Here is a 24,254-nt window from a genome sequence, read left to right on the forward strand (position 1 = left end):
ATCCCGGCCCGCTTGCGGCTCCCCGGGGCGTTTCGCCGCTTGCCGCGCCCTTCATCGGCTCCTGGCGCCGAGGCATCCACCGTGCGCCCTTCCACCTTTGCCTCGCCCACGATCCAGTTTTCAAGGAGCGTTCGACGGCAAAGCCGTCAGTGACAATAGCTAATATATCACGACGGCGGCACCATGTCAAATGGTATTTTATGCATCAGTCGCCCAGGAACTTCATCCGTACCCGCTGCCAGAAGGGAAAGTCGCGGTAGCGGGCAAAACGAACTTTTTCTTCCGCCACGTGGGCCTGGATGCGGACGACGCCTTGGGCGTAAAAGACGTTGCCGTCGACGCCGACGAGCATCTCGCCGTCGGGGTGCATCGGGTAGATGTCGAGCACGTGATGCCGCGGCAGGATGAACGACCGGCCGAGCGTCCGGTATTCGACGTTGTTGATCGCCGCCAGCTCCGACACCTGCAGCGCCGCGATCGACGGGTGGAGGATGCTCCCGCCGACGGAATGGCTGTAGGCGGTCGAGCCCGAAGGCGTTGAAAGGATGAGGCCGTCGCCGCGAAACGTCTCGAACCGGTCGCCGTTGATCCAGACGTCGACGACGAACGTCGAGAGGGTCTTCGACCGGACGATCGTCTCGTTCAAAGCGAGGTGCCGGTGGCGGCGGCCGTCTTTATATTCGAAGATCGCCGCGACGAGCGGGTACTCGACGATCCGCGGCGCCTCCGTCTTCAGGATCGTCTCGATCATCCAGTCGGCTTCGTACCGCTTCCAGTCGGCGTAAAAGCCGAGGGTCCCGGTATGCAGGCCGACGAAGGCCGCCTCCGGCACCTTCGGGTAATAGCGGTGAAACGCCTCGAGCATCGTCCCGTCGCCGCCGACGGCGATGACGAGCTCCGGCGCCTCCGCCAGCTCAAAGCCGGACCGAAGGAGCGCTTCCCGGATGCGCTCGGCGATCCGCTCGCTTTCTTCGTCCGGCCGGACGACGAGCTGAAAGCGCGAAAAGCGCCGCCGGGGCGCGTTTTTCGGCTCCTGCTCCTCCATCGCCGCCTCCCCTCCGTCCCAATCACGGCCTCCTTCGACCGGCGACCGCCCCATTGGAAGGTCCAGACGCCCGCCCCGGTGGTCGGGCGTAAGTCTCCGGGCGCCGCCCGGGGCCGCGCATCTTGCGGGCGCGACCCGGAGGACGGCCGGGCGGCGTCAACGCCGCCCGCGCTCCGCCCGTGGCGGAGCGCGGGCGCTTAAGCCGGCCCGCGACGTTCATGACGAAAACAGAGCGATGGCCGAAACCCGGCCGGCGCTCACGCTCCCGGTCGCGCGGCGACGCGGTTTTTGAGCCGGCCGATGCCGTCGATCTCCACGACGACTTCGTCTCCGGGCTTAAGAAAACGGGGGGGCGAAAAGCCGGCGCCGACGCCGCTCGGCGTGCCGGTGGCGAGGATAAGCCCCGCCGGAAGCGTCATGCCCCGGGAAAGTTCGGCGATCAGGGCCTCGATCGGCCAGAGGAGGTCCCGCACCGAACCGTTTTGCCGGAGCTCGCCGTTGACGGTCGTGCGGACGACGAGCGCCCGGGGATCGGGAATCGCCGCCCGCGGGACGATCTCCGGCCCGAGCGGAGCAAAGGTGTCCAAACTCTTCCCCTTAAAATACTGCACGTGCTTTTTCTGCAAATCTCGCGCCGTGACGTCGTTCAGGATCGTGTAGCCGAAAACGTGCTCGAGCGCCCGCTCCGGCGGAATGTCCCGGCCGCTTTTGCCGATGACGACGGCGAGTTCCCCTTCGTAGTCCAAGGCTTCGGTGACGCCGACGTGAGGGTCGATCGCCGCCTCCGGCGGAAGAAGCGCCGTCGGCGCCTTGGTGAAAAAGACCGGCGCCGACGGCGGTTCCCCGCCGCCCATCTCCTGGGCGTGATCGGCGTAGTTTTTCCCGACGCAGACGATCGGATACGGCGTTCGAAGCGGAACGTCGAGCGTCACCTCGTCCGGCGCGTACGCCGGAAGCTTGAGCCGCCCCGCCTCCGCCGCCTTAAGGATCGCCTCCGCCGCCCGCCAGGCGGCCTCCCCGGCGGCGATGAACGCATGAAGCGACGCAAAGCCGAGCGCCTCGTCGAGGGCGACATACCGATCCCCAGAGCGAAAGCCCCAGCGGAGCGCGCCGTCCGGCGTCAAAAATGTGGCCCACGCCATGCCCATCCTCCTTCCTGCGTCGACCGGTCTCCTGCAGGCGATTGCAGGGCCAGGCCTCAGGCGGCCGACCACCGCGATTATACCGCGCCGGTCCCCTGGTTCGCGAGGGCCTGAAGCAGGCGTTCGAGATCCGGCGGAAGCGGCGCTTCGACGGTCACCGGTCGATCCTCAAACGGATGATGAAACGCCAGGCGATAGGCGTGAAGCGCCTGTCGCCCGAGCGGCGCCGCCGGATGCTCCCGGCCGCCGTACGTTCGGTCGCCGAAAAGAGGATGGCCGAGGTGCGACAGGTGGACCCGGATCTGGTGCGTCCGGCCGGTCATCAAGGCCACGTCGAGGAGCGCCGCCCCCGCATAGACGGCCAGCGTCCGGTAGCGGGTTCGGGCCGGCTGCCCGTCCGGCGCGACGATTCGCCGCTCCGAATGCGCCGGATCCCGGGCGATCGGAGCGTCGATCTCCCCTTCCGGCGGATCGGGCACACCGTGAACGACGGCGAGGTAGCGCCGGTCGATCATCCCGCGCCGGAGCGGGGCGTCCAGGCGGGCGTGGGCGAGGGCGTGCCGGGCGAAGAGGACGAGGCCGCTCGTCTCCCGGTCGAGGCGGTTGACCGGACGGATGCGGGTGCGAATGCCCCGGGCCTGAAGCCAGCCGGCGACGGCGGCGGCGAGCGTTCCGCCGCTCCCCGGCTCGCCGTCCCGGCCGATCGGGTGGACGAGCATCCCCGGCGGCTTGTCGACGGCAAAGTAGTGGGCATCCTCATAAACGACCCGGATCGGGATCGGCTCCGGCGTGACGCCGTAGCTTTCCGGCGGCGCGATGCGGACGCTGATCCGATCGCCCGCCCGAACCCGCGCCGCCGTGTGGGACATCCGGCCGTTTAGGCGAAACGCCCGGGCATGGACGATCCGCTGGTACAGGCGTCCGGTGAGCCCAAACCGCCGGCGCATGAGCCTTCCCAGCGCCTCCCCGTCTTCATCGGGCCGGACGACGGCCGTCCACCACCCCCCGCGTTCAAAGGCGTCCATCCTCCCCCCTCCGAGCGGTCCAATCCCTTCTCAGAACAAACAACCTCTGAACAAAAAAGCCGCGCCGTCGCGCGGTGTCCCACATCCTGCGTCCGGTCCGCCTACGGCCGCCTTTCGGCCGGCTCGGGCGGCGCCGGAGCGCCGTCTGCCGGCGGCGCCGGCGGCACCGTCCCGTCGCTCGGCGTGAGGGGGACGTCCGGAGAATCGCCCTGACGCGAAACATCGCCCTCCGGCGTCCCTTCGTTCGACGGCACAGCATCCGGTGGCGGCGAATCCGACGCTGGCCCGCCGGACGACGGCGGCGCCGCCAGCGCTCCCTCATCGGAAGGCCCGGATCTTTTCTCCGGAGTGGAACCGACCGCCCCGGAGGAAGGCGTCTTCCGGCTCGGCGCCGATTGGGCCGGCGCGGGCTTGGCCGGCGCGGGCTTGGCCGGCGCCGCCTTTTTGCTCCCGGCGGACGAATCGCCGCCTCCCTGCCGGTCGTTGGCCGGGTCGATGAGCGCCATCCCTTTTTCCGGGTCGAGCCCAAGCGCCTGCCACAACGTCTCCCGGATGCGCTTCAGCTCTTCCTCCGGAAAAGCGACGTACGCTCCGCCGGCGGAGTAAAAACCGTACGGATGCGCCTCGATCGTCGTGATCGCCTCCGAGCCGACGCCGAGGAAGGCCGAAAGAAGCGAGCGGATTTCTTTTTTCGTAAAGTCGGTCCGGACGTGGTCGCTCACGATGTCGAGCAAGGTGAAAAAGCGGGTGACGCCCTGGATGGATTTGACCTTGTCCGCCACCTTTTGAATGACGATCTGCTGCCGCCGGTTGCGATCAAAATCGCTCGAGTAGTACTTCGGCCCCCGATCGTCATGCCGGTGGCGGACGTAGCCGAGGGCCTGCTCGCCGTTCAAATGCTGCAGGCCGGGGGAGAGGTCGATCACCGTGCCGTCGGTGGGGTCGTGGTAGACGAGCCGGCGCTCGACGTCGACGTCGATGCCGCCCAAAGCGTCGATGATCTCCTTGAAGGCAACGAAGTCGAGAAGCACGTACCGGTCGACCGGAACGCCAAAATATCCGCTGACGGTTTTTTTGACGAGGCTCGGCCCGGTGTCGGTCACCGGCTTTCCGTTTCGCTCGGCACGGGCCTTCCGGTTTTCGCCGATGGCGTAGGCGGCGTTGATCTTCGCGTAACCGTACCCCGGGATCATCACCCGGGTGTCCCGCGGGATGGAAAGGAGCGTGATCTTCCGCTCCGCCGGATTGACCACGGCGAGCATGATCACGTCGGTGTTCAGCGAACCGAGGTCCGGCCGGGTGTCGGTGCCGAGGAGGAGGACGGTAAACGGCTTTTCCGGCGGCCGCTCGGCGACGGCCTCCGCCGACCCGACGCCGTCGGCTTCGTTCCCTTCGCCGGCCGTCATCTTGTCCAGCGCGTGGTCGATCCGCCACATCGCGTAACCGGCGCCCCCGACGACGGCGAAGACAAGGGCGACCAGGGCCCAAAACCACCCCCGCCGCCACCAGCCGCCGGCCGGTCGATTGTCCATCACGTCCATCGCTGGCTCCCCCATCGGCCGGCGCCACAAGGCGCCCGCCTCTCTTTTTCCGCGCCCGTGTTCCCGGGTGACTCCCTCCGTAGGATATCCGATGCGACGCCGTTTGACAAGCGGCGAACGCTTCCGGCCGCCGACCGGCCATTCCCTGCCGATTCTGCCGTCGCCGACCGTTCCGCCGACAAAGGCGACGGCCTCCGGCCCCTAGCGGCCAGCCGGTGCCGACCACGCCCGAAGTCGCCGTTCCACCTCCGCGAGCGCCTGCGCCACCGCCTCCGGCCCGGCTGGGCCGGCCGAAAGGCGGGAAAAGGCCTCCCGGAGCAGCCCTTCCGCCTGCACGTACGTCTCTTCCGGGACGCCGGGCGGAGCGTACGGCGAGGGAAGGGGCGCCGGCGCGTCGGACCAGAACGCCGAGAGGTGAAGTCCTTCCCACGCCGGACGCCGGTTGGCGTCGACGCGGGTGAGAAGCTCCCAAAGATCCGTACTCCGCTTGGCTTCGGCGACCCGGTCGCTCAGGACAAAGCGGAGGAAATCGAGCGCCCGTTCGGGATGGTCGCTTTTGGCATTTACGGTCAGGATGAGGCTCGGCCAGAACGGCCCGCCGACCGCCCGGCCGTCGTCCGGCCGGGGAAAACCGACAACGTTCCAGGAAAACGCCGGCCGGACCCACCGGTCGCCGACGTACACGTTCTCCCCGCTAAAGAGATCGATGAGCCGCCTGAGGTCGTAAAACGTCACCACCATCGCCGCGGCCCGGCCGGTGAGAAAATCATCTTCGGCATACAGCGGTTCCGCCGGCGCCGATCCCTCGGCGGAAAGCTGCTCGTAGACGGAAGGGGCCAGCCAATTTTCCCGGCGCCAGCGGAGAAGATCCGCCCACGCCTCCCGGCGGGCCGGAAGGTCGAGCGTCGGCTTTCCGTCGGCGGAAAAAAGGCCGCCGCCGGCTTGCGCCACGCGGTATTCGGCGAGATCATACAGCGTCGAAAACGGGCCGTTGCCGAGGGAAAGGCCGTACCGCAGGGGACCGCCGGCGCGGGCGACGACGGCGGCGAGGCGCTCCCGCCATGCGCTCCACGACATGCCGTCGGACGGCGGTTCGACCCCGGCGCGGCGAAACGCATCGGCGTTGTAGACGATCGCCGTCGCGGCAAACGTCGGCGTCAGGCCGTACAGGTGGCCGTCCACCGTGAGCCCGGAGACGACGATCGGCGCCAGCGCCTCCGGCTTAAACTCCGGTTCCCGCAAAAGATCGTCGAGCGGCCGGAGGAGGCCGTTTCTGGCCAGAACCGGGTACACGTCCGGATCGACGACGACGAGATCCGGCGGCGGCCCGCCGTCGCCGGAGAGCGCCGCCCGGTAGCGTTCGAGGAGCGTCTGCAGATAGTCAAGCTGATCGGTCCGCTCCGGAAGCGAAAGGAGCGTCCGCTCGATCGACGCTTCCGGGTGCGCCACGAGGTACAGCGTCGCGTACTCATCGAAGGCGTAACCCGCGACAAGCACCCGAAGCGGGCCCGCCGCCCCCCGCTCGGCCCGGCCGCCGGCCGCACACCCGGCCAAAACGAGGACGAGGAGCATGGCAAAAAACGGCCGATTCCATGCCCTGAGAAAAAACCGCCGATCCCCCGCCGGCCAGCGCATCGCTTCGTCCCCTGCCTTCAATGTTTTTAGACGGGTTGTCTTTTTAGACGGGTGGTCGCCGGCGAAGTTGCACCTCCGGCGGCGTCCCTTTCGACGACCTCTTTCGACAACATGACAAAAGCCCGCCAGCGGCGGGCTTTCGCCTGCGTTCTCTTTCATCGTAGTCGACCGGACGAGACGTTGTCAACGGTCAGACAGACGGAGCACCGAGGATGTGTCGCATTCTCCCCCAACTTGCCCGGAACGCGGGGGGACAGAGCATAAGAACCTATAGGGCAAAAAGATGCGTTCCGATGCGGGCCGTGACCGGCCGGCTCCGCATCCAGGCGGAGGTCGTTTGGGCCGGATTGTAGAAATAGAGGGCGCCATGGGTCGGATCGTCGCCCCGAAGGGCGGCGTAGACCGCCCGGTAGGCCGACGCCGTCGGCGTGACCCGGAAGAAGTACCCGTTGGCGACGGATTCAAACGCCCGCGGCTCAAACAGGACGCCGGCCACCGTCGACGGAAAGGCCGGATGCCGGACCCGGTTCAGGATGACCGCCGCGACGGCCACCTGGCCGGCGAACGGCTCTCCGCCCGCTTCCGCGGTCACCATCCGCGCCATGAGGTCGATCTCCCGGGCGGTGAACGTCACGCCGTACAGCCGGGCCCACGTCCGGGGGCCGACGATGCCGTCGACGGCGAGGCCGTGAACCGCCTGAAACCGCCGCACCGCCTGCTCCGTCCCCGGCCCGAAACGGCCGTCCTGAGGCCCCGCATACAGACCGAGCTGATCGAGGCGATGCTGAAGATCGTAGACGTAACCGCCGGCATCGCCGATCTTCAGCGTCGGCGCCGCCGCCGCCCCCGCCGGCAGACCGATCGCCGTCAGCGCCAGGAAGGCGGCCAGCGCCCAAGCCGTCCGCATGGGCCTGCCCCCTTTCATGAGGCCAGTATAGCGGACGGCCGGCGAAATGGGGGTGGTAATTTGCGGGAGCGCCTTCCGGCGGCGCCGGCGAAGTCAGAGCCGGTAGACCGCCCGCACCTTGTCCTCGAGGTAGCGAAGAAGCGGGGCCGGGTCCGGTTCCCGGCCGGTGGCCCGCTTGAGGAGCTCCGGCGGATCGTACCGGTTTCCGTGGGCGTGAACGTGTTCGGTCATCCACGCCCGAATCGGCGCAAAGTCGCCCCGTTCGATCCGCTCGTGAAAATCCGGAAGGTCCCGCAGCAGGGCCTCGGTGAGCATGGCGGCGTAGAGGTTCCCGAGGGCGTAGGACGGAAAATAGCCGAACAGGCCGGAGCTCCAGTGCACGTCCTGCAACACGCCCCGGGCGTCGTCCGGCGGCGTGAGGCCGAGCAGTTCCTCCATCTTCGCGTTCCACGCCGCCGGCAGATCTTCGGCCTCCAGCTCCCCGGCGAACAGGGCCTTCTCCAGCTCATACCGGAGCACGATGTGGAGGTTGTACGTCACTTCGTCCGCCTCGACGCGGATGAAGGAGGGGGTGACGACGTTCACCGCCCGGAAGAGGCGTTCCGGCTCGACGCCGGCAAGCGCCGGGAACTGCTCGGCCACGATCGGCGCCGCGTATCGCCAGAACGCCAGGCTCCGGCCGACGACGTTTTCATAAAAGCGCGATTGGGATTCGTGGATGCTCATCGAGGCGGCGGCCATGAGGCCGTAGCGGGCGAGGGAAGTCGGCAGATTTTGCTCGTAGATGCCGTGCCCCGCCTCGTGCAGGGTGGAAAAGAGCGACGAAAACGGATCGTCTTCAAAGTAACGGGTCGTGATGCGGACATCCGTCGGCTCGATGCCCATCGTAAACGGGTGGGCGCTTTCGTCGAGACGACCCCGGCGATGGTCGAAGCCGATCGCCTCCGAGAGGCGAAGCGAAAGCGCCCGCTGCGCCTCTTTCGGAAAGCGGCCTTTGAGGAACGACCGATCCGGGGTCTCTCCCGAGGCGGCAAGCGCCACGAGGCGCGGGAGCGCCTCTCGGAGCGGCCGGAAGAGGGCGTCGACCCGCTCCACCGTAAGCCCCGGCTCGTACTGGTCGAGGAGAGCGTCGTACGGGTGGCCGGCCGGCTCCAGATAGTCGATAAACTCCCGCACAAGCTGAATCAGCTCCCGGAGCACGGGTAAAAAGGCGCCGAAGTCGTTCTCTGCCCGGGCCTCCCGCCAGATCGACTCCCCTTTGGCGGCGAGGACGTGAAAGGCCCGGTAGCGCTCCGGAGGAATCTTCTGAAGCCGCCGCACGTCCCGGAGAAGGACGGTGACCATCCGCCGTTCCTCCGGAGCAAGCGCGTCTCCCTCCGCTTCCAGCCGCTCCAGCGCCGCGACGAAAGTCGGCTCGGTGAGGAGCCGCTGGCTTTCGGCACCGAAAAAGCCCATCGTCTCCGCCCGGGCTTCGACGCCGCCGGGCGGAAGCATCGTCTGCATGTCCCAGCCCATGAGCCCCGCCGCCGCGTGATAATGCCGCAGGCGTTCGACGGTCTCAAAAACGGTCAAAAGCGCCTCGTCGCGCCGCATCGATCGGTCTCCTTTCCCGGCGTCGGATCCAGGGCCGCGACGATGGATGCGCCGGGCGCGCCGGCGATGAGCCCGTTCGTGGCTTCGCCCCACCCCACCGCTTCGCCCCGCGCCTTGAGATGGTCCGTCAGGCGCCGAACGACGTCCGCGCGGCCCGAAGGGCGGAAAACAGTTCGTAAGCCAGCGCTTCCAACCGACTTCGGGCGACGGCCGGTGCCGGAGGATCCGCCGCGCACTCCGGCGGCACGGTGGCCAGGGCGGCGGCAAACCGATCGCCGAGTCCTTCCCGTCCGACGGCGATGCGCCCCGAAAGGAGGAAAACCGGCCGGCCGTGCAGCCGGGCGAGGCGGGCGACGGCGGCGGGCACCTTGCCGAAAAGCGTCTGGCGGTCCGTCTGCCCCTCGCCGGTGACGACGAAATGAGCGCCGGCGATCGCCGCCTCAAGGCCGACGAGTTCGGCGATGCCGTCGGCGCCGGGGAGAAGGCGGGCGCCGAGGCGCGCCAGGGCAAAGCCGAGGCCGCCGGCGGCGCCGGCGCCGGGGGCGCCGACGGCCGCCTCCGGTCCTCCCGGGCAGGGCGGCGGCGCGTCGCACACCCGCTCCGCAAACCGCCGAACGGCCGCGTCGACCTCCGAAAGCGACGCCATCGGGAGCCCCTTCTGCGGCCCGAAGACGAACGTCGCGCCGTCCGGGCCGACGAGCGGCGCCCCGACGTCGGCGAAGACGGAAAGCTCGAGGTCGGCCGCCTTCTCCAGGGCGGGCGCCAGGTCGACCTCGGCGAGAGCGAAAAGGCTTTCCGCCGCCGGATCGAGTTCTCGCCCGGCGGCATCGCGAAAGCGGGCGCCGAGGCCGGCGAGAAGGCCGAGGCCGCCGTCGTTCGTGAGGCTCCCGCCGAGGCCGATCCAGAACCGGCGAAAGCCCGCATCCCGGAGATGGACGATGAGCCGGCCGAGGCCGACCGTCGTCCGCCGGAGGACGGGAACCGGCCGCGCCGTCCGCCCGACGATCCGGGCGCTTTCGACGACCGCCACCGGCCCCCCCGGCCCGTCCACCACGCCGTATTCGACCGGCCCCACCACGCCGGAAGCGTCTTCGACGAAGGCGACCTCGCGCCGTCCGCCGCGGGCCTGAAGAATCGCCTCCAGCGTCCCTTCGCCGCCGTCGGCCATCGGGATCAAGATCGCTTCGGCCTCCGGCCAGGCCGCCCGAAGCGCCGCCACCATCGCCGCCGCCGCTTCCGCCGCCGTCAGGGTGCCCTTGAATTTATCCGGCGCAAGCACGAAACGCACGGCGGCACGGGGGATCGGCATCCGCTTCACCCCTTTCCTCGCGCCGGACGGCTTCCCCCGGCGCCGAATGCCCTGCGCTTTAGTCCCGGCCCCTCAGCGTCAAGCTCGTAGCAACCGGCATAAGACAAGGGGCGCCGAACATAGCGTTACGGCGAAGCACCCGAGGGAAAACGTCGGCATCCGGGCGATGCCGGCCTCACCCCCCGACAAAGGAGCGACGACCATGGACGCGTTTTCCGGCGTGATCGCTTTCGACGCCCCTGCCCCGACGGAACGGCTGGCCCGGGAAGCGACGATGATGCTCGACGGGCTCCGCTCCCGCCTCGGATCGACCGAACCGCCGGCGGCCCACGGCCTTCGGCGGACGGCGGCGATGACGGTGATCGCCGACGACCGGGCCGCCGTCGCCATCCTCCGGCATCCGGACCGCCCCCTCATCCGCATCCTGACGGGCGAAGAGGCGGACGGCCCGCCCTTCCCGGACCGTCGACGTCAGGAAAACCCGCCCGCGCCCCGACGCTGGGCCCTCTGGCTCGGTCACCCCCTCGCCGCCGCGCCGCCGGAAGCCCTGCTGGCCGATCCCGTTTTGGCCCTGCTGGCGGCGGGGAGCGATTTTGCCGTCGTCGCCTGGGACCCGGCGCAACAGACGCTTTTTTTGGCCCGCGATCCCCTCGGCTACCGGCCGGTATGGGGCTACCGCCATGCGAACACGCTCCTGTTTGCCTCGGACCCCGCCGCCTTGTTCGCCCATCCGGCGTTCCGGCCGCGGCTCGGTCCCGAAGGATTGAACGTCCTCTTCGCCCTCGGGCCGTACCGCCCGCCGGAGCACGGCCTCCTGGAAGACGTGTTCCAACTCCGGCCCGGGACGTACCGGCTGGAAAACCCGGCCGGGACGAAGCGGGGCATCTACTGGTCCCTTGCCGGCCTCCCGCCCCTCGAGCGGCCGGTGAAGACGGAAGAAGCGGTCGAAGCGGTCTTGCCGCTCCTTCGCGCCGCCGTCCGCCGCGCCGCAGGAGGAGATGTGACGGCGGCGTTTTTGTCCGGCGGCCTCGATTCGAGCGCCCTCGTCGCCCTGCTCGCCGAGATCGTCCCCCGGCCGGTGGAGACGTTTTCCGTCGAGTACGAAGACAACGAACGCTTCTTCCGCCCGACGGCCACCGTCCCCGAACGGGACACGCCGTACATCGGCGAGATGGTCCGCCACGCGAAAAGCCGCCACACGACCGTCGTCCTCGACGCCGACGCCCTTTTAGGCGCCCTCGAGCGGTCCCTGTGGGCTCGCGGGCTTCCGGGCATGGCGGACATCGATGCGGCGCTCATTCTCTTCGCCGAAGCGGTCGCCCAAAGCCGCCGGGCGGTCCTCTCCGGAGAAGGCGCCGATGAGCTCTTCGGCGGCTATCCGTGGACGTTCGACCCGGAAGCCCGGGCGCTCGCCGCTTTTCCGTGGGCCAAAAACATCGACCGGCGCCTTCAGTATCTCCGCCCCGACGTCCGGGCCGTCCTCGCGCCGGACGCCTACCTCCGCGCGTCGTGGCAGGAGACGCTCCTCGAACTCGCGCCGCCGGCGGCGCTTCGGGCGCTTCAGGCCACCCCGGACGGCGGCCCGGAAGCGGAAGAGGCCCGCCTTCGACTCCTCGGCTACGTCAACCTCACCCGCTGGGGAACGGTCCTCCTCGAGCGAAAAGACCGCATGACCCGCCTCTTCGGCATCGACGCCCGGCTGCCCTTCCTCGACCGCCCGCTCGTCGAGGCCGTCTGGCGGCTCCCGTGGTCGCTCAAGGTCGCCGGAGGCCGGCCGAAGGCGCTTCTCCGGGAAGCCCTCGCGGGGATCGTCCCGGCGTCCATCCGGGCGCGGCGGAAAAGCCCCTTTCCGAAGACCTTCCACCCGCGCTTTGCCGAAGGCGTTCGAGCGCTGGCCGAAGCCCGCCTTCGGACGCCGGAGGCGCCTCTTTGGACGTGGATCGATCGGGACGCCTTCGCCCGGCTGATCGCGACCTTTCCGAATCCGGAGCCGTTCCCCTGGTTCGGGCAGCTCCTCGATGCGCCGGGGTGGGTCGCGTACCTGCTCGCCGTCGACCGCTGGCTGGACGCCCTCCGGCCGAGCGTGCGCCTCTAGAGAGCCGGAGCCCCGTTCCCTTGCACCCTCGCCGCCCGATCGGGTATACTGGGGACGGCCGAAGTCGTTTGCCCGACCGGAGAAACCGGTTTTTCCCAGCTTAACACGAACCCCTGCTCGAGGCAAGCCGCCGGGGCGCCGAGCCCCGGCTTTTTCCCGATCGTCCGCACCGACCGGCGCCGGGCGTGCCCCAAAAAAGGAGCGACGGCCGACGATGGAACCGATCGCTGCCCTCCTGGACAACGTTCCGCTCGTCGCCGCCGTGACGGCGGTGGCACTGGCGCAGCTTTTGAAAGTGCCCCTCAACTACCTCGCCAACCGGACGCTGGACTGGACGCTCCTCATCAGCCCCGGGCGCATGCCGAGCTCCCACACCGCCGGCATGAGCGCCCTTTCGACGGCGATCGCCCTCGTCGACGGCGTCCGCTCATCCGTCTTTGCCCTCGCCTTTTTGACGACCGCCATCGTCATGTTCGATGCCGCCGGCGTCCGGCGCCACGCCGGCGAGCACGCCGCCTGGTTGAACCGCCTCATATTCGAAAACGGCGCCCTCGGCGAGGAATTCCGCCGGAGTGCCCAGGAAGAGATCAAACGCTTAAAAGAAATCATCGGCCACAAGCCGAGCGAAGTGCTCGGCGGGCTCGTCCTCGGCGTGTTTGTCGGGTGGCTCATCGCCCGCTAAGCGGCGCCGGACCAAGCGCGTCCGGCGCCGCTTCGGCGTCGGTCCAAAGCCGCCGGAGGACCGCCTCGGCGTCGGCATTGAGCCCCTCGAGTTCCCCTTCCGTCAGGCGGCCGTCGCCCCGGACGAGGAGCGTCACCTCCACGGTCCGTTTGCCCCACTCGCGGTAGACGGCATCGACCGTCGGAAAATACAGATCGATCCGGTACCCCTTGATCCGGCTCCCGGTGTCGGCGACGACGCCGTAGCCGTACTCCGGGATATAGAGGATGCTCCCGATCGGAAAGACGGTCGGATCGGCGGCGATGGTCGAAAACGTGTCCCGCCGCACCCGGACGCCGGAGGAGGTGATGCCGTAGGCGGGATCGCCCGGGCTTTTGCCGGTCGATTCTTTGCCGGCGGTGTAACCGGTGGCGACGACGCGGTAGCGCGGATATCCGTCCCGACCGGCGTCCGGACTTTCCCGCGGCAACCCCCCCTCCGGGACGGGCGCCTGAGGAGCAGGATCGGCTCCGACGGCGGGGGCTTCCTCCGGAGGGGGAGCCGCTGCGGGGCCGAACGTCGGCTCGCCGGTCGCCGGCGGCCGGCGAGCCGCCGGAGCGGCGAGAACGCCGGCCCCGGCCCGGGTCGGGCCGGGCGGCAGCGAGGCTTCCCCTTCGGCCGGGGGAGACGCCCGCTTCGCCGTCCCTTCGGAGGCACCGTCGCCGGCGCCGCTTCCCGAAGCGAACGCCGCCGGCGCCTTACGCCGACCCGCGAGGGCGCCGTCGCCGGCGGCCGGAGCGAACGCCGGATCGCGTGAAAGGCCGGCCGCCGCCACCCCAGGCGCTCCCGCCTGGCCGGTCGCCGGCGGCGACGGCTCGAGGCCGGCGAGCATCAGAACCAGGAGCCCCGCGACCGCCGACCAGACCCGGGGAAACGGGCCGCGGCCAGCCTGACCCATTGGAAAAATCCCCCCTCCGGCCACCAGTGTGGCCGCCGAAGGGGGGATTTATACGATCGCTAGTACATCCGGTATCCGTGCGTGCGAAGGTAGTGAATGACGCCGCCGCTCGTCCAGGCGCCGAGGATGCCGAAGGCGAAGACGACGACGTCGACCCACGTCAGGCGCCCGACGGCGAGATAGGCGGCGATCGGAACGAACACGCTCAGGACGCCGGGAAGCCAGGTTGTCTTCAAAACCATGTTGAGGATGAAACCGAGGGCGAAAAAGAGAACGAAAAAAAGCGGAAGCGAAACAATAAATTGCAGCCAGCTGAACATCGGATCCCTCCTGGGGTCGGCGATTCCGCGCCGGAGCGACCGGCGGGGGTCGAATCGGGTCCTTCCGCCGCGGCCGTCAACCCGCCGCCCCCCAACCGACGGCGTCAGGCGAAAAAGTAGCGGATTTTCTTCAGTACGATCGGCATGCCGCCGAGCTGCCAGAGATACCGAAGGTCCGACCCCCGTTTCAGGAGCGAAGCGATGAGGCCGTAAAAGCGCCGCTTGCCGACGATGCCGATGCCTTCCCACCGGCCGAGGGACGCAAGCGTCCCCTGGATGTTCGGCTTAAACGGCTGCATCGGCGTCCCGCGGAGGATGGCCGCGAGATTGAGGGCGGCCGCCCGCCCCTCTTGCACGGCGATCTGGGCCGTCGGCGGATACGGGCGGCCGTCCTCGCCGAAGACGACGGCGCTGTCGCCGACGACGAAAACGTGATCGTACCCCGGGGCCCGAAGGTACGGGTCGACCTTCACCCGGCCCCGAATCACCTCGAGTCCGCTCGCTTCGACGATCCGATTGCCCCGCACGCCGCCGGTCCAGACGACCGTCTTGGCCCGAATCTCCCGATCCCCCTGAAGCACCACGCCCTCCGGCGTGCACGCTTTGATCGGCGTGTTCGTATGGACCTCGATGCCCTTTTCCCGAAGCTTCGCCTCCGCGTAGGCGACGAGAGACGGGTCGAAGCCGGGAAGAATCGTCGGCGCCGCCTCGACGTTCACGAGCCGGACCGCCTCCTCCGGCACGTCGTAGGCTCGGGCCAGCCGGGGCAACCGCTCGGCGAGCTCCGTGACGAACTCGATGCCGGTAAAGCCGGCCCCCCCGACGACGATCGTCGTGTACGCCGGATCTTCGCCTCGGGCCCGGTAGAGGGAAAACATGTACTCGATGTGCTCCCGGATGACCCGGACGGAATTGAGGCTCCGAATCGCAAAAGCGTGCTCCCTCAGCCCCTCGATGCCGAACGTCTCCGGCTCGCTGCCCAGGGCGACGACGAGGTAGTCAAACGGGATCGTCTCGCCGCCTTCGAGCTCCACGATCCGACCCGCCGGATCGAAGCGCTTTACCGTTCCCTGGCGGAAATGCACCCGATCGAAGTCGAGGACGTCCCGAAGCGGCACGCGAACCTTCTCGTCGGCCGCCGTCCCCGCCGCCGGCTCGTGCAGGTGCGTCGTCATGTAGTGGTAATCGTGCTTGTTGATCAGCCAAACGTCCGCTTCCCCGTCTTCCAGCGTCCGCATGAGCGTCGTCGCCGCCATCAGACCGCCGTACCCGGCCCCCAGAATCACAATCCGCGGCGTCGCCACATCCGCCACCCCTTTAGCCGTGCTGTCCGGTCCTCTCCCGTAGTGTGCCCGCCGCGCTCCCCGAGGCGGGTGGGAACCATTGCCACATCTTGTGCATTTGTTCACATTATTGATCCCTGCATCCCTTCTTTCCTACTTTACAACCTCCGGCGGCGAAAAGCAAGGCAAAGCGCGTTTCCCCGAACGACGCCCTGAAGCCGCCATGAAAACATGAAAAAAAAAGCCTGCTGCTTGTGCGCAGCAGGCCTTCGGCGGTTCGGCGCCTCCAAAACCCCATTCGACGCTCAGACTTCCGCCTCCTCCGGCAACGTGTACGAAGCGCCGCAGCCGCACGACGGCACAAGCTTCGGGTTGAAGACCGTAAAGCCGGTCTCGGGGCCGTCGTCCACGTAGTCGATCTCGACGCCGTCGACGTACCGGAGCTCGCCTTCCTTGACGAGGACCGTCACGCCGGCGACGTCGATCGCCCGATCGTCGTCCCGCCGTTCGGTATCGAGGGCCAGGCCGTAAGAAAACCCGCTGCAACAGCTCGGCTGGACGCCGATCCGAAGATACCCCTCGGGAACGTTCGCCTGGGCGATCAGTTCCCGAATCTTTGCGCTCGCCCGCTCGGTGAGCGTGACCATCGTCATCCCTCCTCGCGCCCCGTCGTTCGAGATGTGTCCTTTTTTCGAACCGATGCGTTCAGTATAACGCATCGCCCTAGGGAAAACAAGGGAAGCCGCCGGCGCGATCCGTTCAAAGCTGGCGGGGGGCGGACGAAAGGCGTATAATGGGCCTATATCGGGAGGGGAGGAAAGGGGGAGCGCCGTGGCGATCTCCACCGACACGCTCGCCGACATCGAGGAAAAAGTGTACCGCGGCGAGCGGCTCACCTACGAAGACGGCCTGCGCCTCATGCGGTCGAACGACCTCCTGGCCCTCGGCCGGATGGCCGACTTCGTGCGGCGGAAGAAAAACGGCGACCACGTCTACTTTATCGTCAACGCCCACCTGAACTACACGAACATCTGTTACCTGGATTGCAAATTATGCGCTTTTGGCGTCAAGCCGGACTCCCCGCGGGCCTACGCCCTGTCGCTCGACGAGATCGAGAAGAAGCTTTTGCAGCTCAAGGGAAAAGGGGTGACCGAGCTCCACATCGTCGGCGGCGTCAACCCGCGCCTCCCGTTTTCCTACTACGAAGACATGCTCCGGCTGGCGAAAACGCACCTCCCGGAAGTGCACGTTCAGGCGTTTACCGCCGTCGAGCTCGACTACCTCGCCCGGGTCTTCAAGATGGACATTCCGACGGTTCTTGCCCGGCTCCGGGACGCCGGCCTGGGCTCGATCTTGGGCGGCGGCGCCGAGATCTTTCACCCCGAGGTTCGTTCGATCATCGCCGGCCACAAGACCGACGCCGACCGCTGGCTTCAGATCCACCGGGAAGCCCACCGGCTGGGCCTTCGCTCCAACGCCTCGATCCTATACGGGACCGTCGAGCGGCCGGAGCACGTCGTCGATCATCTGCTCCGGATTCGGGCGCTTCAGGACGAGACCGGCGGCTTCGACGCTTTTTTCGGTTTCGCCTTTCACCCGGAGAACACCGCCCTCGCCCGGGAGTATCGCCTGGAGGGCGAGACGACCGGCCTCACCGACCTTAAAATGCTTGCCGTCGCCCGCCTCCTCCTGGACAACGTCCCGCACATCCGCGCCTTCTGGATGATGATCGGGCTGAAGCTCGCGCAGGTCTCCCTCTATTTCGGCGTCGACGATCTGGACGGGACGGTCATGGAAGAACAAATCGTCCACGACGCCGGCGCCAAGACGCCTGAGATGACGCCCAAAGAATCGTTCATCCGCATGATCCGGGAGGCCGGGCGCATTCCGGCGGAGCGGGACACCCTCTACCGCATCCTCCGGACGTACTGAACCCGCTCCCGGATGTCGCCGGTCCTCCGGCCGGAGCGCGGCGGACGGACCGGGGCGGACAAGCTTCGGCGGGCGGAGCGACTCATCAGACCTTGCGAAAGGAGCGTGCGCGATGCGCGACTGGGCGGTCCTCGACCCGGCCCTCGAGCCGATCATCGACAAAGTGCTCGCCGGCCGGCGCCTCAGCGTGGAAGACGGCCTCGTGCTCTACCGCTCGCCGGACCTCCTTACCGTCGGCCGGCTGGCGGACCTCGTCAACCGCCGGCTGAACGGCGATTACGCGTATTTTATCGAAAACATGTACATCAATCCGACGAACGTCTGCGAAGCCAGCTGCGCCTTCTGCGGCTTTCAGCGCAAGCCCGGCGAAGAAGGCGCCTACACGATGATGCCCGAAGACGTCCTTCAGTACGTCCGGGAACGGATGAACCCGAACATCCGGGAATTCCACATCGTCGGCGGCCACAACCCCCTCGTCCCGTTCGATTACTACGTCGACATCGTCCGGACGCTCAAAACCCACTACCCGTCGGTGACGATCAAGGCGTACACCGCGGCGGAGATCGTCTTTTTCAGCAAACTCTCCGGTCGTCCGGTCGAAGACGTCCTCAAGATCCTCATCGACGCCGGCCTCGAGACCCTGCCGGGCGGCGGCGCGGAAATCCTTTCCGAGCGCTACCGCCGGAAGATGAGCCCCGACAAGGCGACGGTCGACGAATGGCTGAGCGTCCACCGAACGGCCCACCGCCTCGGCCTCAAAACCCATGCGACGATGCTTTACGGCTCGCCGATCGAAACGCTCGAAGAGCGCCTCGAACATATGCGCCTCATCCGAGAACTCCAGGACGAAACCGGCGGTTTCCTCGTCTTCATCCCCCTCGCGATGCAGCCCCGCTCTGTGACGGCAGGCATCAAAAAGCGGACGTCCGCCTTCGACGACCTCCGGACGATCGCCGTCGCCCGCCTCATGCTGGACAACGTCCCGCACATCAAATCGTACTGGATCAACATCGGCACCCAGCTCGCCCAGCTGTCGCTCACCTTCGGCGCCTCCGACCTTCACGGCACCCTCGTCGAGGAGCGGATCAGCCACGCCGTCGGCGCCCTCACCCAGACGGCCCTCACCCGCGACGAGCTCGTCTGGCTCATCCAGGGCGCCGGCAAGATCCCGGTCGAGCGGGACACCTTCTACAACGTCATCCGCCTCTACGGCCCCGACGGTCCTTCGGCCCAGAACCGCCCCGCCCCTTCCTCTTCGGCGCCGGCCGAATCGCCAGGGCCGGCGGCGTCGGCCTCGAGCGCCCGTCGAATGGCGTAAAGGAGCACCTCCGGCGTCTCGGCGGTGAAGAAGGCGCCGTTGACCAGCGCAAACGGCTGGAGAAAGCATTCACTGCAGTAGCCGAGGCAGGCGTAGCGGACGACGTCGACGCCCGGCTCCGCCTCCAGCGCCTCGGCGACCGCCTCCGTCCCGGAGGCGAGGTTGCTCTCGCAAAACTCGACGATGCCGAACATCGTCCCTCCTCCTCATGGCGCCGGCCGGGGCGGCGCCCGCCACCGCGGGCCGGCCGACACCCATCATACCAAATTCCCCGGCCGACGGGGCGCCCGCCGCACCGCCCGCCGCAAAAAACGGCCGACCGGACGCTGGCCGGTCGGCCGAAAATCGCTTATAATGGTTCTAAGAACCATCCTCATCGAGGTGGCGACGATGATCGAAGCCCGCATCGAACGCATCCTCCGCCGCCTGCGGCCGGCGATCCAGCAGGACGGCGGAGACGTCGAACTGGTCGCCGTTGAAGGCGACGTCGTCAAAGTCCGCCTCACCGGCACGTGTCTGATCTGCCCGAGCCGCGAGCACACCCTGAAGGCGGGCCTGGAGCAGGCGATCACGGCCGCCGTGCCGGAGATTCGCGCCGTCGAACACGTCTCCTGAGCGGGGCGCCCCACCGCGACGACCGGCGCGGCCTCTCGTTTCGGCCGATCGCCTCGGACCGTCTCGGCCGTCCGCCTCGATGGTCCGCCTCGGGCCGCCCCTCAGGAGGACCCCGTCGCCGTCTGCTTGGGCGCGTCGCCTCAGCCGACCGCTTCCAGTCCCCTCTCCAGCCAGTCGATCGCCGGCGCCGAAAGGCCGATCGAGGCGAGGAGCCGCCGGATGCGCGCCACCGCTGCGGTGCGCTTTTTTTCTTGGCGAAAGGCTGCCGCCAGCCGGGCGGCCTGCTCCGGCGCCTGCGGCGCCCCCAGGGCCTCGAGCCAGCCCGCCGGATAGGCCATCCGGGCGTAGAGGAACGGCCCCGCATCCTCCGGGAGGGCAAACGCCCGGCGGTACGCCTCGAGAAAGGCCGCCGCGTACGCCTCCGCCTCTTCCGGCGGAAAATGGAGCGCGGTCCAGCCCAGGGCGTCGCCGACTTCCGCCTCCGGCCAGTCGGCGACGTACGGGGCCTCGCCGCCCTCCGCCTCCGCCGCCACGGCCTCCGGAGCAAACGGACTCAGCACCGCCGCCCGGTGCCCGGCCCGGCGGGCGGCCCGCGCCGCGTATCCAGAATCATGCAAGTAATACAGAAGCGCTTGCCCGAGCTGATGGGCGTACGCGGCGCCAGGCGCCGTGCCGGTGGCGACCGCCGGCGCCGCCGCCCGGAGGGCCGCCACCCAGCCGTCGATCCACCGGCCCGCCTGCACCCGGCTCGCCGGCGCCGGCATCCCGTACGTGAGGGCGTGCCGCCGGGCCAGCCACCGGCCGAGTTCCTCCGGTGCCGGCCGAAGAACGGCCGACGCCCCTGCTCGCGCGGCGCTCGAACGCAGGCGGCCCGGCGCCCCTTCGCCCATCAACCTCCGACGGATGTCCGCCGTCCATGCCCGCTCCCACACTGCGCATCCCCCCGTTCCACTCTATGCCTGCGAAAGGGGGACGATCCGTGCCGGACGACGAAACCTTAAAGGCGCGGGCGCTGGAACTCCTCGAAGCCCGGGGGGTGACGCTCCGGGACCTCGCGGAGCTCGTTTATTTTTTGCAAAAACCGTACCACCCGGACCTCACCCTCGAGGAGTGCCAGGCGAACGTCGCCCGCGTCCTGGAAAAACGGGAGATCCAGAACGCCGTCCTCACCGGCATCCAGCTCGACATGCTGGCGGAGCAAAAAAAGCTCCTCGAGCCGCTTCAGACGATGGTCGAGCGAGACGAAAGCCTCTACGGCATTGACGAGGTCCTCGCCCTCGCCATCGTCAACGTCTACGGGAGCGTCGGCTTTACGAATTACGGCTACGTCGACAAGGTCAAGCCGGGCATCTTAAAACGGCTGAACGACCATACCGACGGCGCCGTCCATACCTTCCTCGACGACATCGTCGGCGCCATCGCCGCCGCGGCCGCAAGCCGCCTCGCCCACACCCGCGCCGGTTACCGGCGGCCTTAGGCGAACGGAACCGCGGCGGCCGATCGGCGCCGATGCGTTCCGCCGGGCGTCTTCCGGCGCCTTCAGGGGCCGGTCAAAAGCGACCGGAGCGCCTCCAGATTCGGGACCCGGCCGGCCGGCGGATACCGCCGGAGGGCGCCCTCCGCCGGCGGCACGCCGGTTTCGACGAGGTAAGCGTCGATCCCCGCGCGCCGGCCGGCGGCGATGTCGGTCAGGACGTTGTCACCGACGAGGGCGACGGCCGACCGGGGAAGGCCGAGGCGCCGGAGGGCCGCCCGGAGCATCGGGTAACGGGGTTTTCCCACCACCCGGGGCGTCCGGCCCGAAGCGACCCGAAGCAGCTCGACGATCGAGCCGTTCCCCGGGAGCCACCCGTCTTCCCCCGGCAGGCGCAGGTCGCAATTCGTGGCATAAAAGGGAACCCCGGCGGCGAGCGCCCGGAGCGCCGCGGTCAGCTTTCCGTAGGTGAGCGTCCGGTCGAGGCCGACGGCGACGGCGTCCACCGGCCCGGCCGGGTCGGCGCCCGCTTCGACGACCCGAAGGCCCCGGGCCCGAAGCGGCTCGTAAAGCCCGGCCTCGCCGATCGCGAGCACCCGGCCGCCGGGATACCGCCGGGCCAGCATCTCCGCCAGCACGTCCGCCGAGGTGAGCACCTCTTCCGGCCGCACCGGAAGCCCCGCCGCCGTAAGCGCCCCGGCGACCGCCGCCGCCGTCCGGGTCGCGTTATTCGTCAAGATCAAAAAGGCCGCCCCGGCCGCCCGAAGGGCGTCGAGGAACGCCCCGGCGCCCGGAAGCGGCCGGGTCCCCCGGACGAGCGTCCCGTCCAGATCGAGGAGCCAGCCCCGGTACCGCACCGTCACCCCTCCCCCGCCCCGCCGCCGGCGCTCGCATTGCCGGCGGGACCGGCAGAATCCTCCAGGGCGACGCCTTCGGCCCGGAGGAAGGCCCGCACCTCGTCGACGAAGGCCTGAAGCGCCGGCCGGATCTCCGCCAGGAGGGCCGCTGCATCGAGGGACCGGCTGAGGTACTCCCGACTCACCGTCCGATAGGCGGCGGTTAGCTTTCTGAGCCCGTCGGCCGCCTGCGGGAGCACGGCCCCCTCCTCGAGGAGGATGTCGATCATCGCCTCAAAACCGCCGGCCTCCCGGTGCACGACCCACTCGACGACGATGAGGCCGACGTCGCTCATCGACTGAAACAGCCGCTCCACCGCCCGTTCGAGGGCGAAATCGGCCGGCGCCACGGCGCCGGTCCGATCGCCCCGGTGCGCCTCGGCCCACGCCAGCAGGGCCGGAAGCGATGCGACGAGGCGGTCCACGTCTTCCAGCGCCGCTTTGAGCCGAAGCCGCGTCGTCCGGTACACCCTCTTCCTCCTTCCCCCTCTCTTTTCCGTCTCTCCGGTCTCGCCCCAGCCCGGCCTTCCGAACCGCCTCAAGGCCGTCGCCGGGCCAAGGCGATCACGAGGCCGACGGCAACGGCGATAAAAACGAGAATGAGGACCCCCTGCATCACTTCCATCATCGCCGTTCGACTCCCTTCGCCGATCGACTCCCCCGAACCGGCGCCGCCCGCCGTCAGGACGGCGCCGCGCCGATGCCCCAGAATCCGAAAACGGCCCCCACGCCCGATCGGGCCGGATCCTTCGGAACGACCGGACGGCCGCCCCGTCCGAACCCCCGCCATCCGATCCCGCGCCGTCAATCCCGAACGCCAGGGAGGTTTGTCCACCGTGCAGCGGCAATTTCTCTACGACGAAGACATCACCGCCGACGTCCGGTTCGTCAGCTTTTTCGACGAAACCGGACGGTTCGACCTCGCCATCGTCAAGACCGACCGCTTCTTCGGCAAACGCCTCGTCCTCGACATGCAGCGGAATCGCTTTGCCATCCTCGGCGAAGACGACCTCGCCGAGCCGGGGCTCCTGGAAGACGCCTTCGGCCTCGACGCCGAGGCGGCGGCGGCGCTCCGCTCTTTTCTCGAAGAAGTGATCGCTTAGCCGCCCCGCCCGGGCTTGAGACGCCGCACGACAAAATAACGACAGCCAAAATTACAGTATTCTTGAACGTAATGATCGAGGGCGCTGATCCGCTGTTCCGGCGGCACGCCCTTATTTTTGTCGCTGTAAAACCCTTTCAGGCGGAGCTGGTCGTAGCTCCAGTCGCCGACGATATAGTCGTACTTGTTCAACACGTCCTGATAGCGGGCGCGAAACGCCTCGGCGTTCCAGCCGCCCCGAACGTCCAGCACCACCTCAAAAACCCCGTGGGACAGATGGACGAGGCGCCGGCCGGCTTCAGAAGCGGCGGCTCCTGCCGCCGGGGGCGCCGGCGACGGTTTGTCCTCTTTCAGCGCCATCACCTCCGCCAAGCGACCGGCGACAAAAACGCCGAAGGCGGGACAGACTACACTTCGAGCCGTTCGGTTCCCGATTCGAGAAAGCGCACGGCGCCGGCTGCCGTCGCCTGTTCTCGGGCGTGATACGAGCTTCGGACGAGCGGCCCGGCCTCGACGTGGGCAAAGCCGCGCCGGAGGCCTTCTTCCCGCAGGCGTTCGAACTCCTCCGGCGCATAGTACCGCGCGACGGGAAGCTGCCGCCGGGAAGGACGGAGATACTGACCGATCGTCAGGATGTCGACGCCGCTCGCCCGAAGGTCGTCCATCGTTTCGATGAGCTCCTCCCACGACTCGCCGAGACCGACCATGAGGCTCGATTTCGTCGGGATCTCGGGCCGGAGGCGCTTCGCCTCCCGGAGGACCCATAGCGACCGTTCGTACGTCGCCTTGGCCCGGACCGACGGCGTCAGCCGCCGCACCGTCTCGACGTTGTGGTTGAACACGTCCGGACGGGCCTCGAGGACCATCCGGAGCGCCGCCGGATCCCCGCCGAAATCCGGGGTGAGCACCTCGACCCCAACCCCCGGAATTTTGGACCGGAGCGCCCGGATCGTCGCCGCAAACTGCCCGGCGCCCCCGTCCGGAAGATCGTCCCGGGCGACCGACGTGACGACGACGTACCGAAGCCCCATCGCCCGGGCGGCTTCGGCCACCCGCTCCGGCTCCTCCGGATCGGGGGCAAGCGGCCGGCCGGGGGTGACGGCACAGAACCGGCAGGACCGGGTGCACCGGTCGCCCAGGATCATGAACGTCGCCGTCCCGGCGTTCCAGCACGAATGCAAATTCGGACAGCGCGCTTCCTCGCACACCGTATGGAGCGCCCCGGTCCGAAGGGCCGTCTTGACCTTGCGGAAGGCGACTTCGGTCTGAAGGGCCTCCCGGGCGAGGTGCGACCGAAGCCACGCCGGCTTTCTCATCTCGCTCCGTCCTTCCGGCACGCCGTTCACCTCTTCTCCGGCGCCGACCGGTGCCGGCACCGCGCTATGGTGCTATTATAACGAAAC

24 protein-coding genes, 1 rRNA gene and 1 pseudogene are annotated in these 24,254 nt (G+C 68.5%); 7 read left to right on the forward strand and 19 right to left on the reverse strand.

The window, feature by feature from the left end; all coding sequences use genetic code 11:
- From SA87_RS10235 to SA87_RS10275, 9 genes are all read right to left on the reverse strand, one after another.
- Positions 1 to 103: ribosomal RNA gene (locus SA87_RS10235) — 23S ribosomal RNA — on the reverse strand; the annotation flags it as partial.
- Positions 104 to 205: 102 nt separating this feature from the next.
- Positions 206 to 1,045: an NAD kinase gene (locus tag SA87_RS10240; RefSeq protein WP_066202670.1), complete on the reverse strand. Its 840-nt coding sequence runs from the start codon at positions 1,043 to 1,045 to the stop codon at positions 206 to 208.
- 257 nt (positions 1,046 to 1,302) lie between these two features.
- Positions 1,303 to 2,187, reverse strand: a complete 885-nt coding sequence (locus SA87_RS10245; protein ID WP_082718130.1) for a fumarylacetoacetate hydrolase family protein — start codon at positions 2,185 to 2,187, stop codon at positions 1,303 to 1,305.
- A gap of 77 nt (positions 2,188 to 2,264) precedes the next feature.
- Positions 2,265 to 3,212, reverse strand: a complete 948-nt coding sequence (locus tag SA87_RS10250) for an RluA family pseudouridine synthase (RefSeq protein WP_066202673.1) — start codon at positions 3,210 to 3,212, stop codon at positions 2,265 to 2,267.
- Between the two features lie 101 nt (positions 3,213 to 3,313).
- On the reverse strand, positions 3,314 to 4,753 hold the full coding sequence (locus tag SA87_RS10255; RefSeq protein WP_169793252.1) for an LCP family protein: 1,440 nt from the start codon (positions 4,751 to 4,753) through the stop codon (positions 3,314 to 3,316).
- A 201-nt stretch (positions 4,754 to 4,954) separates the two neighbouring features.
- Positions 4,955 to 6,388, reverse strand: a complete 1,434-nt coding sequence (locus SA87_RS10260; protein ID WP_066441229.1) for an ABC transporter substrate-binding protein — start codon at positions 6,386 to 6,388, stop codon at positions 4,955 to 4,957.
- Positions 6,389 to 6,656: 268 nt separating this feature from the next.
- Complete coding sequence (locus SA87_RS10265; RefSeq protein ID WP_066202681.1) at positions 6,657 to 7,295, reverse strand: cell wall hydrolase; 639 nt, start codon at positions 7,293 to 7,295, stop codon at positions 6,657 to 6,659.
- A 93-nt stretch (positions 7,296 to 7,388) separates the two neighbouring features.
- Positions 7,389 to 8,888 (reverse strand): carboxypeptidase M32, encoded by a 1,500-nt coding sequence (locus tag SA87_RS10270; protein ID WP_066202687.1) that lies wholly within the window; start codon positions 8,886 to 8,888, stop codon positions 7,389 to 7,391.
- Between the two features lie 127 nt (positions 8,889 to 9,015).
- Positions 9,016 to 10,197, reverse strand: a complete 1,182-nt coding sequence (locus tag SA87_RS10275; RefSeq protein ID WP_066202689.1) for a glycerate kinase family protein — start codon at positions 10,195 to 10,197, stop codon at positions 9,016 to 9,018.
- Between the two features lie 202 nt (positions 10,198 to 10,399).
- Here SA87_RS10275 and SA87_RS10280 point away from each other — a divergent pair, with 202 nt between their 5' ends.
- Positions 10,400 to 12,292, forward strand: a complete 1,893-nt coding sequence (locus SA87_RS10280; protein WP_066202692.1) for an asparagine synthetase B family protein — start codon at positions 10,400 to 10,402, stop codon at positions 12,290 to 12,292.
- A 214-nt stretch (positions 12,293 to 12,506) separates the two neighbouring features.
- A complete protein-coding gene (locus tag SA87_RS10285; protein WP_066441121.1) occupies positions 12,507 to 12,974 on the forward strand; it encodes a divergent PAP2 family protein in 468 nt (155 codons plus the stop codon).
- Here the strand turns inward: SA87_RS10285 and SA87_RS14135 are convergent.
- The 4 genes and pseudogenes from SA87_RS14135 to SA87_RS13600 all read right to left on the reverse strand — a co-directional run.
- Positions 12,961 to 13,413 (reverse strand): annotated as a pseudogene (locus SA87_RS14135) (3D domain-containing protein); the annotation flags it as partial. The gene SA87_RS10285 and the pseudogene SA87_RS14135 sit on opposite strands and share 14 nt — an antisense overlap.
- 557 nt (positions 13,414 to 13,970) lie before the next feature.
- Positions 13,971 to 14,231 (reverse strand): YuiB family protein, encoded by a 261-nt coding sequence (locus tag SA87_RS10295; RefSeq protein WP_066202695.1) that lies wholly within the window; start codon positions 14,229 to 14,231, stop codon positions 13,971 to 13,973.
- Positions 14,232 to 14,335: 104 nt separating this feature from the next.
- Positions 14,336 to 15,535 carry an NAD(P)/FAD-dependent oxidoreductase gene (locus tag SA87_RS10300; protein ID WP_066202698.1) on the reverse strand — a complete coding sequence of 400 codons (1,200 nt, stop codon included), beginning with the start codon at positions 15,533 to 15,535 and terminating at the stop codon, positions 14,336 to 14,338.
- Positions 15,536 to 15,819: 284 nt separating this feature from the next.
- Positions 15,820 to 16,233, reverse strand: a complete 414-nt coding sequence (locus tag SA87_RS13600; RefSeq protein ID WP_211264226.1) for a HesB/IscA family protein — start codon at positions 16,231 to 16,233, stop codon at positions 15,820 to 15,822.
- Positions 16,234 to 16,345: 112 nt separating this feature from the next.
- Here SA87_RS13600 and mqnE (SA87_RS10310) point away from each other — a divergent pair, with 112 nt between their 5' ends.
- On the forward strand, positions 16,346 to 17,446 hold the full coding sequence (gene mqnE, locus SA87_RS10310; protein ID WP_066202704.1) for an aminofutalosine synthase MqnE: 1,101 nt from the start codon (positions 16,346 to 16,348) through the stop codon (positions 17,444 to 17,446).
- 112 nt (positions 17,447 to 17,558) lie between these two features.
- The gene (gene mqnE / locus SA87_RS10315; RefSeq protein ID WP_082718105.1) at positions 17,559 to 18,764 is read left to right on the forward strand and encodes an aminofutalosine synthase MqnE; all 1,206 of its coding nucleotides are present in this window, start codon (positions 17,559 to 17,561) and stop codon (positions 18,762 to 18,764) included.
- On the opposite strand, the gene SA87_RS12830 is transcribed toward mqnE (SA87_RS10315), so the two are convergent.
- Positions 18,653 to 18,958, reverse strand: a complete 306-nt coding sequence (locus tag SA87_RS12830; protein ID WP_082718106.1) for a YuzB family protein — start codon at positions 18,956 to 18,958, stop codon at positions 18,653 to 18,655. The two genes, mqnE (SA87_RS10315) and SA87_RS12830, sit on opposite strands and share 112 nt — an antisense overlap.
- 160 nt (positions 18,959 to 19,118) lie before the next feature.
- Between SA87_RS12830 and SA87_RS10320 the strand changes: the two genes are divergently transcribed.
- Positions 19,119 to 19,379 carry a NifU family protein gene (locus SA87_RS10320; RefSeq protein WP_066441179.1) on the forward strand — a complete coding sequence of 87 codons (261 nt, stop codon included), beginning with the start codon at positions 19,119 to 19,121 and terminating at the stop codon, positions 19,377 to 19,379.
- Positions 19,380 to 19,519: 140 nt separating this feature from the next.
- On the opposite strand, the gene SA87_RS13340 is transcribed toward SA87_RS10320, so the two are convergent.
- Positions 19,520 to 20,311, reverse strand: a complete 792-nt coding sequence (locus SA87_RS13340; protein ID WP_066202707.1) for a hypothetical protein — start codon at positions 20,309 to 20,311, stop codon at positions 19,520 to 19,522.
- 47 nt (positions 20,312 to 20,358) lie between these two features.
- On the opposite strand from SA87_RS13340, the gene SA87_RS10330 reads away from it, so the two are divergent.
- A complete protein-coding gene (locus SA87_RS10330; RefSeq protein WP_066202710.1) occupies positions 20,359 to 20,856 on the forward strand; it encodes a phosphatidylglycerophosphatase A family protein in 498 nt (165 codons plus the stop codon).
- 62 nt (positions 20,857 to 20,918) lie between these two features.
- Here the strand turns inward: SA87_RS10330 and SA87_RS10335 are convergent, their stop codons facing one another.
- Together SA87_RS10335 and SA87_RS10340 are read right to left on the reverse strand one after the other, a co-directional pair.
- Positions 20,919 to 21,716: an HAD-IIA family hydrolase gene (locus SA87_RS10335; protein ID WP_082718082.1), complete on the reverse strand. Its 798-nt coding sequence runs from the start codon at positions 21,714 to 21,716 to the stop codon at positions 20,919 to 20,921.
- Entirely contained in the window at positions 21,713 to 22,219 is a 507-nt protein-coding gene (locus SA87_RS10340) for a hypothetical protein (protein ID WP_066202716.1), read from the reverse strand. Before SA87_RS10340 ends, SA87_RS10335 begins: the two co-directional genes overlap by 4 nt.
- A gap of 366 nt (positions 22,220 to 22,585) precedes the next feature.
- Here SA87_RS10340 and SA87_RS14140 point away from each other — a divergent pair, with 366 nt between their 5' ends.
- Positions 22,586 to 22,852, forward strand: coding sequence for a DUF3055 domain-containing protein (locus tag SA87_RS14140; RefSeq protein ID WP_066202722.1), 267 nt, complete (start codon positions 22,586 to 22,588; stop codon positions 22,850 to 22,852).
- On the opposite strand, the gene SA87_RS10355 is transcribed toward SA87_RS14140, so the two are convergent.
- Positions 22,849 to 23,214, reverse strand: a complete 366-nt coding sequence (locus SA87_RS10355; protein ID WP_245637721.1) for a YutD family protein — start codon at positions 23,212 to 23,214, stop codon at positions 22,849 to 22,851. The genes SA87_RS14140 and SA87_RS10355 overlap by 4 nt on opposite strands.
- 44 nt (positions 23,215 to 23,258) lie before the next feature.
- Positions 23,259 to 24,188, reverse strand: a complete 930-nt coding sequence (gene lipA / locus SA87_RS10360) for a lipoyl synthase (RefSeq protein WP_272999762.1) — start codon at positions 24,186 to 24,188, stop codon at positions 23,259 to 23,261.
- Positions 24,189 to 24,254 lie beyond the last annotated feature (66 nt).

This window comes from Hydrogenibacillus schlegelii (assembly GCF_001653195.1).
GTDB classification, from domain to species: Bacteria; Bacillota; Bacilli; order Thermicanales; family DSM-22653; genus Hydrogenibacillus; species Hydrogenibacillus schlegelii.

Bases quoted from the DNA above. Each gene is read 5' to 3' on its own strand.
- SA87_RS10240 (WP_066202670.1), bottom strand. From the start codon at position 1,045: ATGGAGGAGCAGGAGCCGAAAAACGCGCCCCGGCGGCGCTTTTCGCGC.
- SA87_RS10245 (WP_082718130.1), bottom strand. From the start codon at position 2,187: ATGGCGTGGGCCACATTTTTGACGCCGGACGGCGCGCTCCGCTGGGGC.
- SA87_RS10250 (WP_066202673.1), bottom strand. From the start codon at position 3,212: ATGGACGCCTTTGAACGCGGGGGGTGGTGGACGGCCGTCGTCCGGCCC.
- SA87_RS10255 (WP_169793252.1), bottom strand. From the start codon at position 4,753: ATGGACGTGATGGACAATCGACCGGCCGGCGGCTGGTGGCGGCGGGGG.
- SA87_RS10260 (WP_066441229.1), bottom strand. From the start codon at position 6,388: ATGCGCTGGCCGGCGGGGGATCGGCGGTTTTTTCTCAGGGCATGGAAT.
- SA87_RS10265 (WP_066202681.1), bottom strand. From the start codon at position 7,295: ATGCGGACGGCTTGGGCGCTGGCCGCCTTCCTGGCGCTGACGGCGATC.
- SA87_RS10270 (WP_066202687.1), bottom strand. From the start codon at position 8,888: ATGCGGCGCGACGAGGCGCTTTTGACCGTTTTTGAGACCGTCGAACGC.
- SA87_RS10275 (WP_066202689.1), bottom strand. From the start codon at position 10,197: ATGCCGATCCCCCGTGCCGCCGTGCGTTTCGTGCTTGCGCCGGATAAA.
- SA87_RS10280 (WP_066202692.1), top strand. From the start codon at position 10,400: ATGGACGCGTTTTCCGGCGTGATCGCTTTCGACGCCCCTGCCCCGACG.
- SA87_RS10285 (WP_066441121.1), top strand. From the start codon at position 12,507: ATGGAACCGATCGCTGCCCTCCTGGACAACGTTCCGCTCGTCGCCGCC.
- SA87_RS10295 (WP_066202695.1), bottom strand. From the start codon at position 14,231: ATGTTCAGCTGGCTGCAATTTATTGTTTCGCTTCCGCTTTTTTTCGTT.
- SA87_RS13600 (WP_211264226.1), bottom strand. From the start codon at position 16,233: ATGCGTTATACTGAACGCATCGGTTCGAAAAAAGGACACATCTCGAAC.
- mqnE (WP_082718105.1), top strand. From the start codon at position 17,559: ATGCGCGACTGGGCGGTCCTCGACCCGGCCCTCGAGCCGATCATCGAC.
- SA87_RS12830 (WP_082718106.1), bottom strand. From the start codon at position 18,958: ATGTTCGGCATCGTCGAGTTTTGCGAGAGCAACCTCGCCTCCGGGACG.
- SA87_RS10320 (WP_066441179.1), top strand. From the start codon at position 19,119: ATGGTTCTAAGAACCATCCTCATCGAGGTGGCGACGATGATCGAAGCC.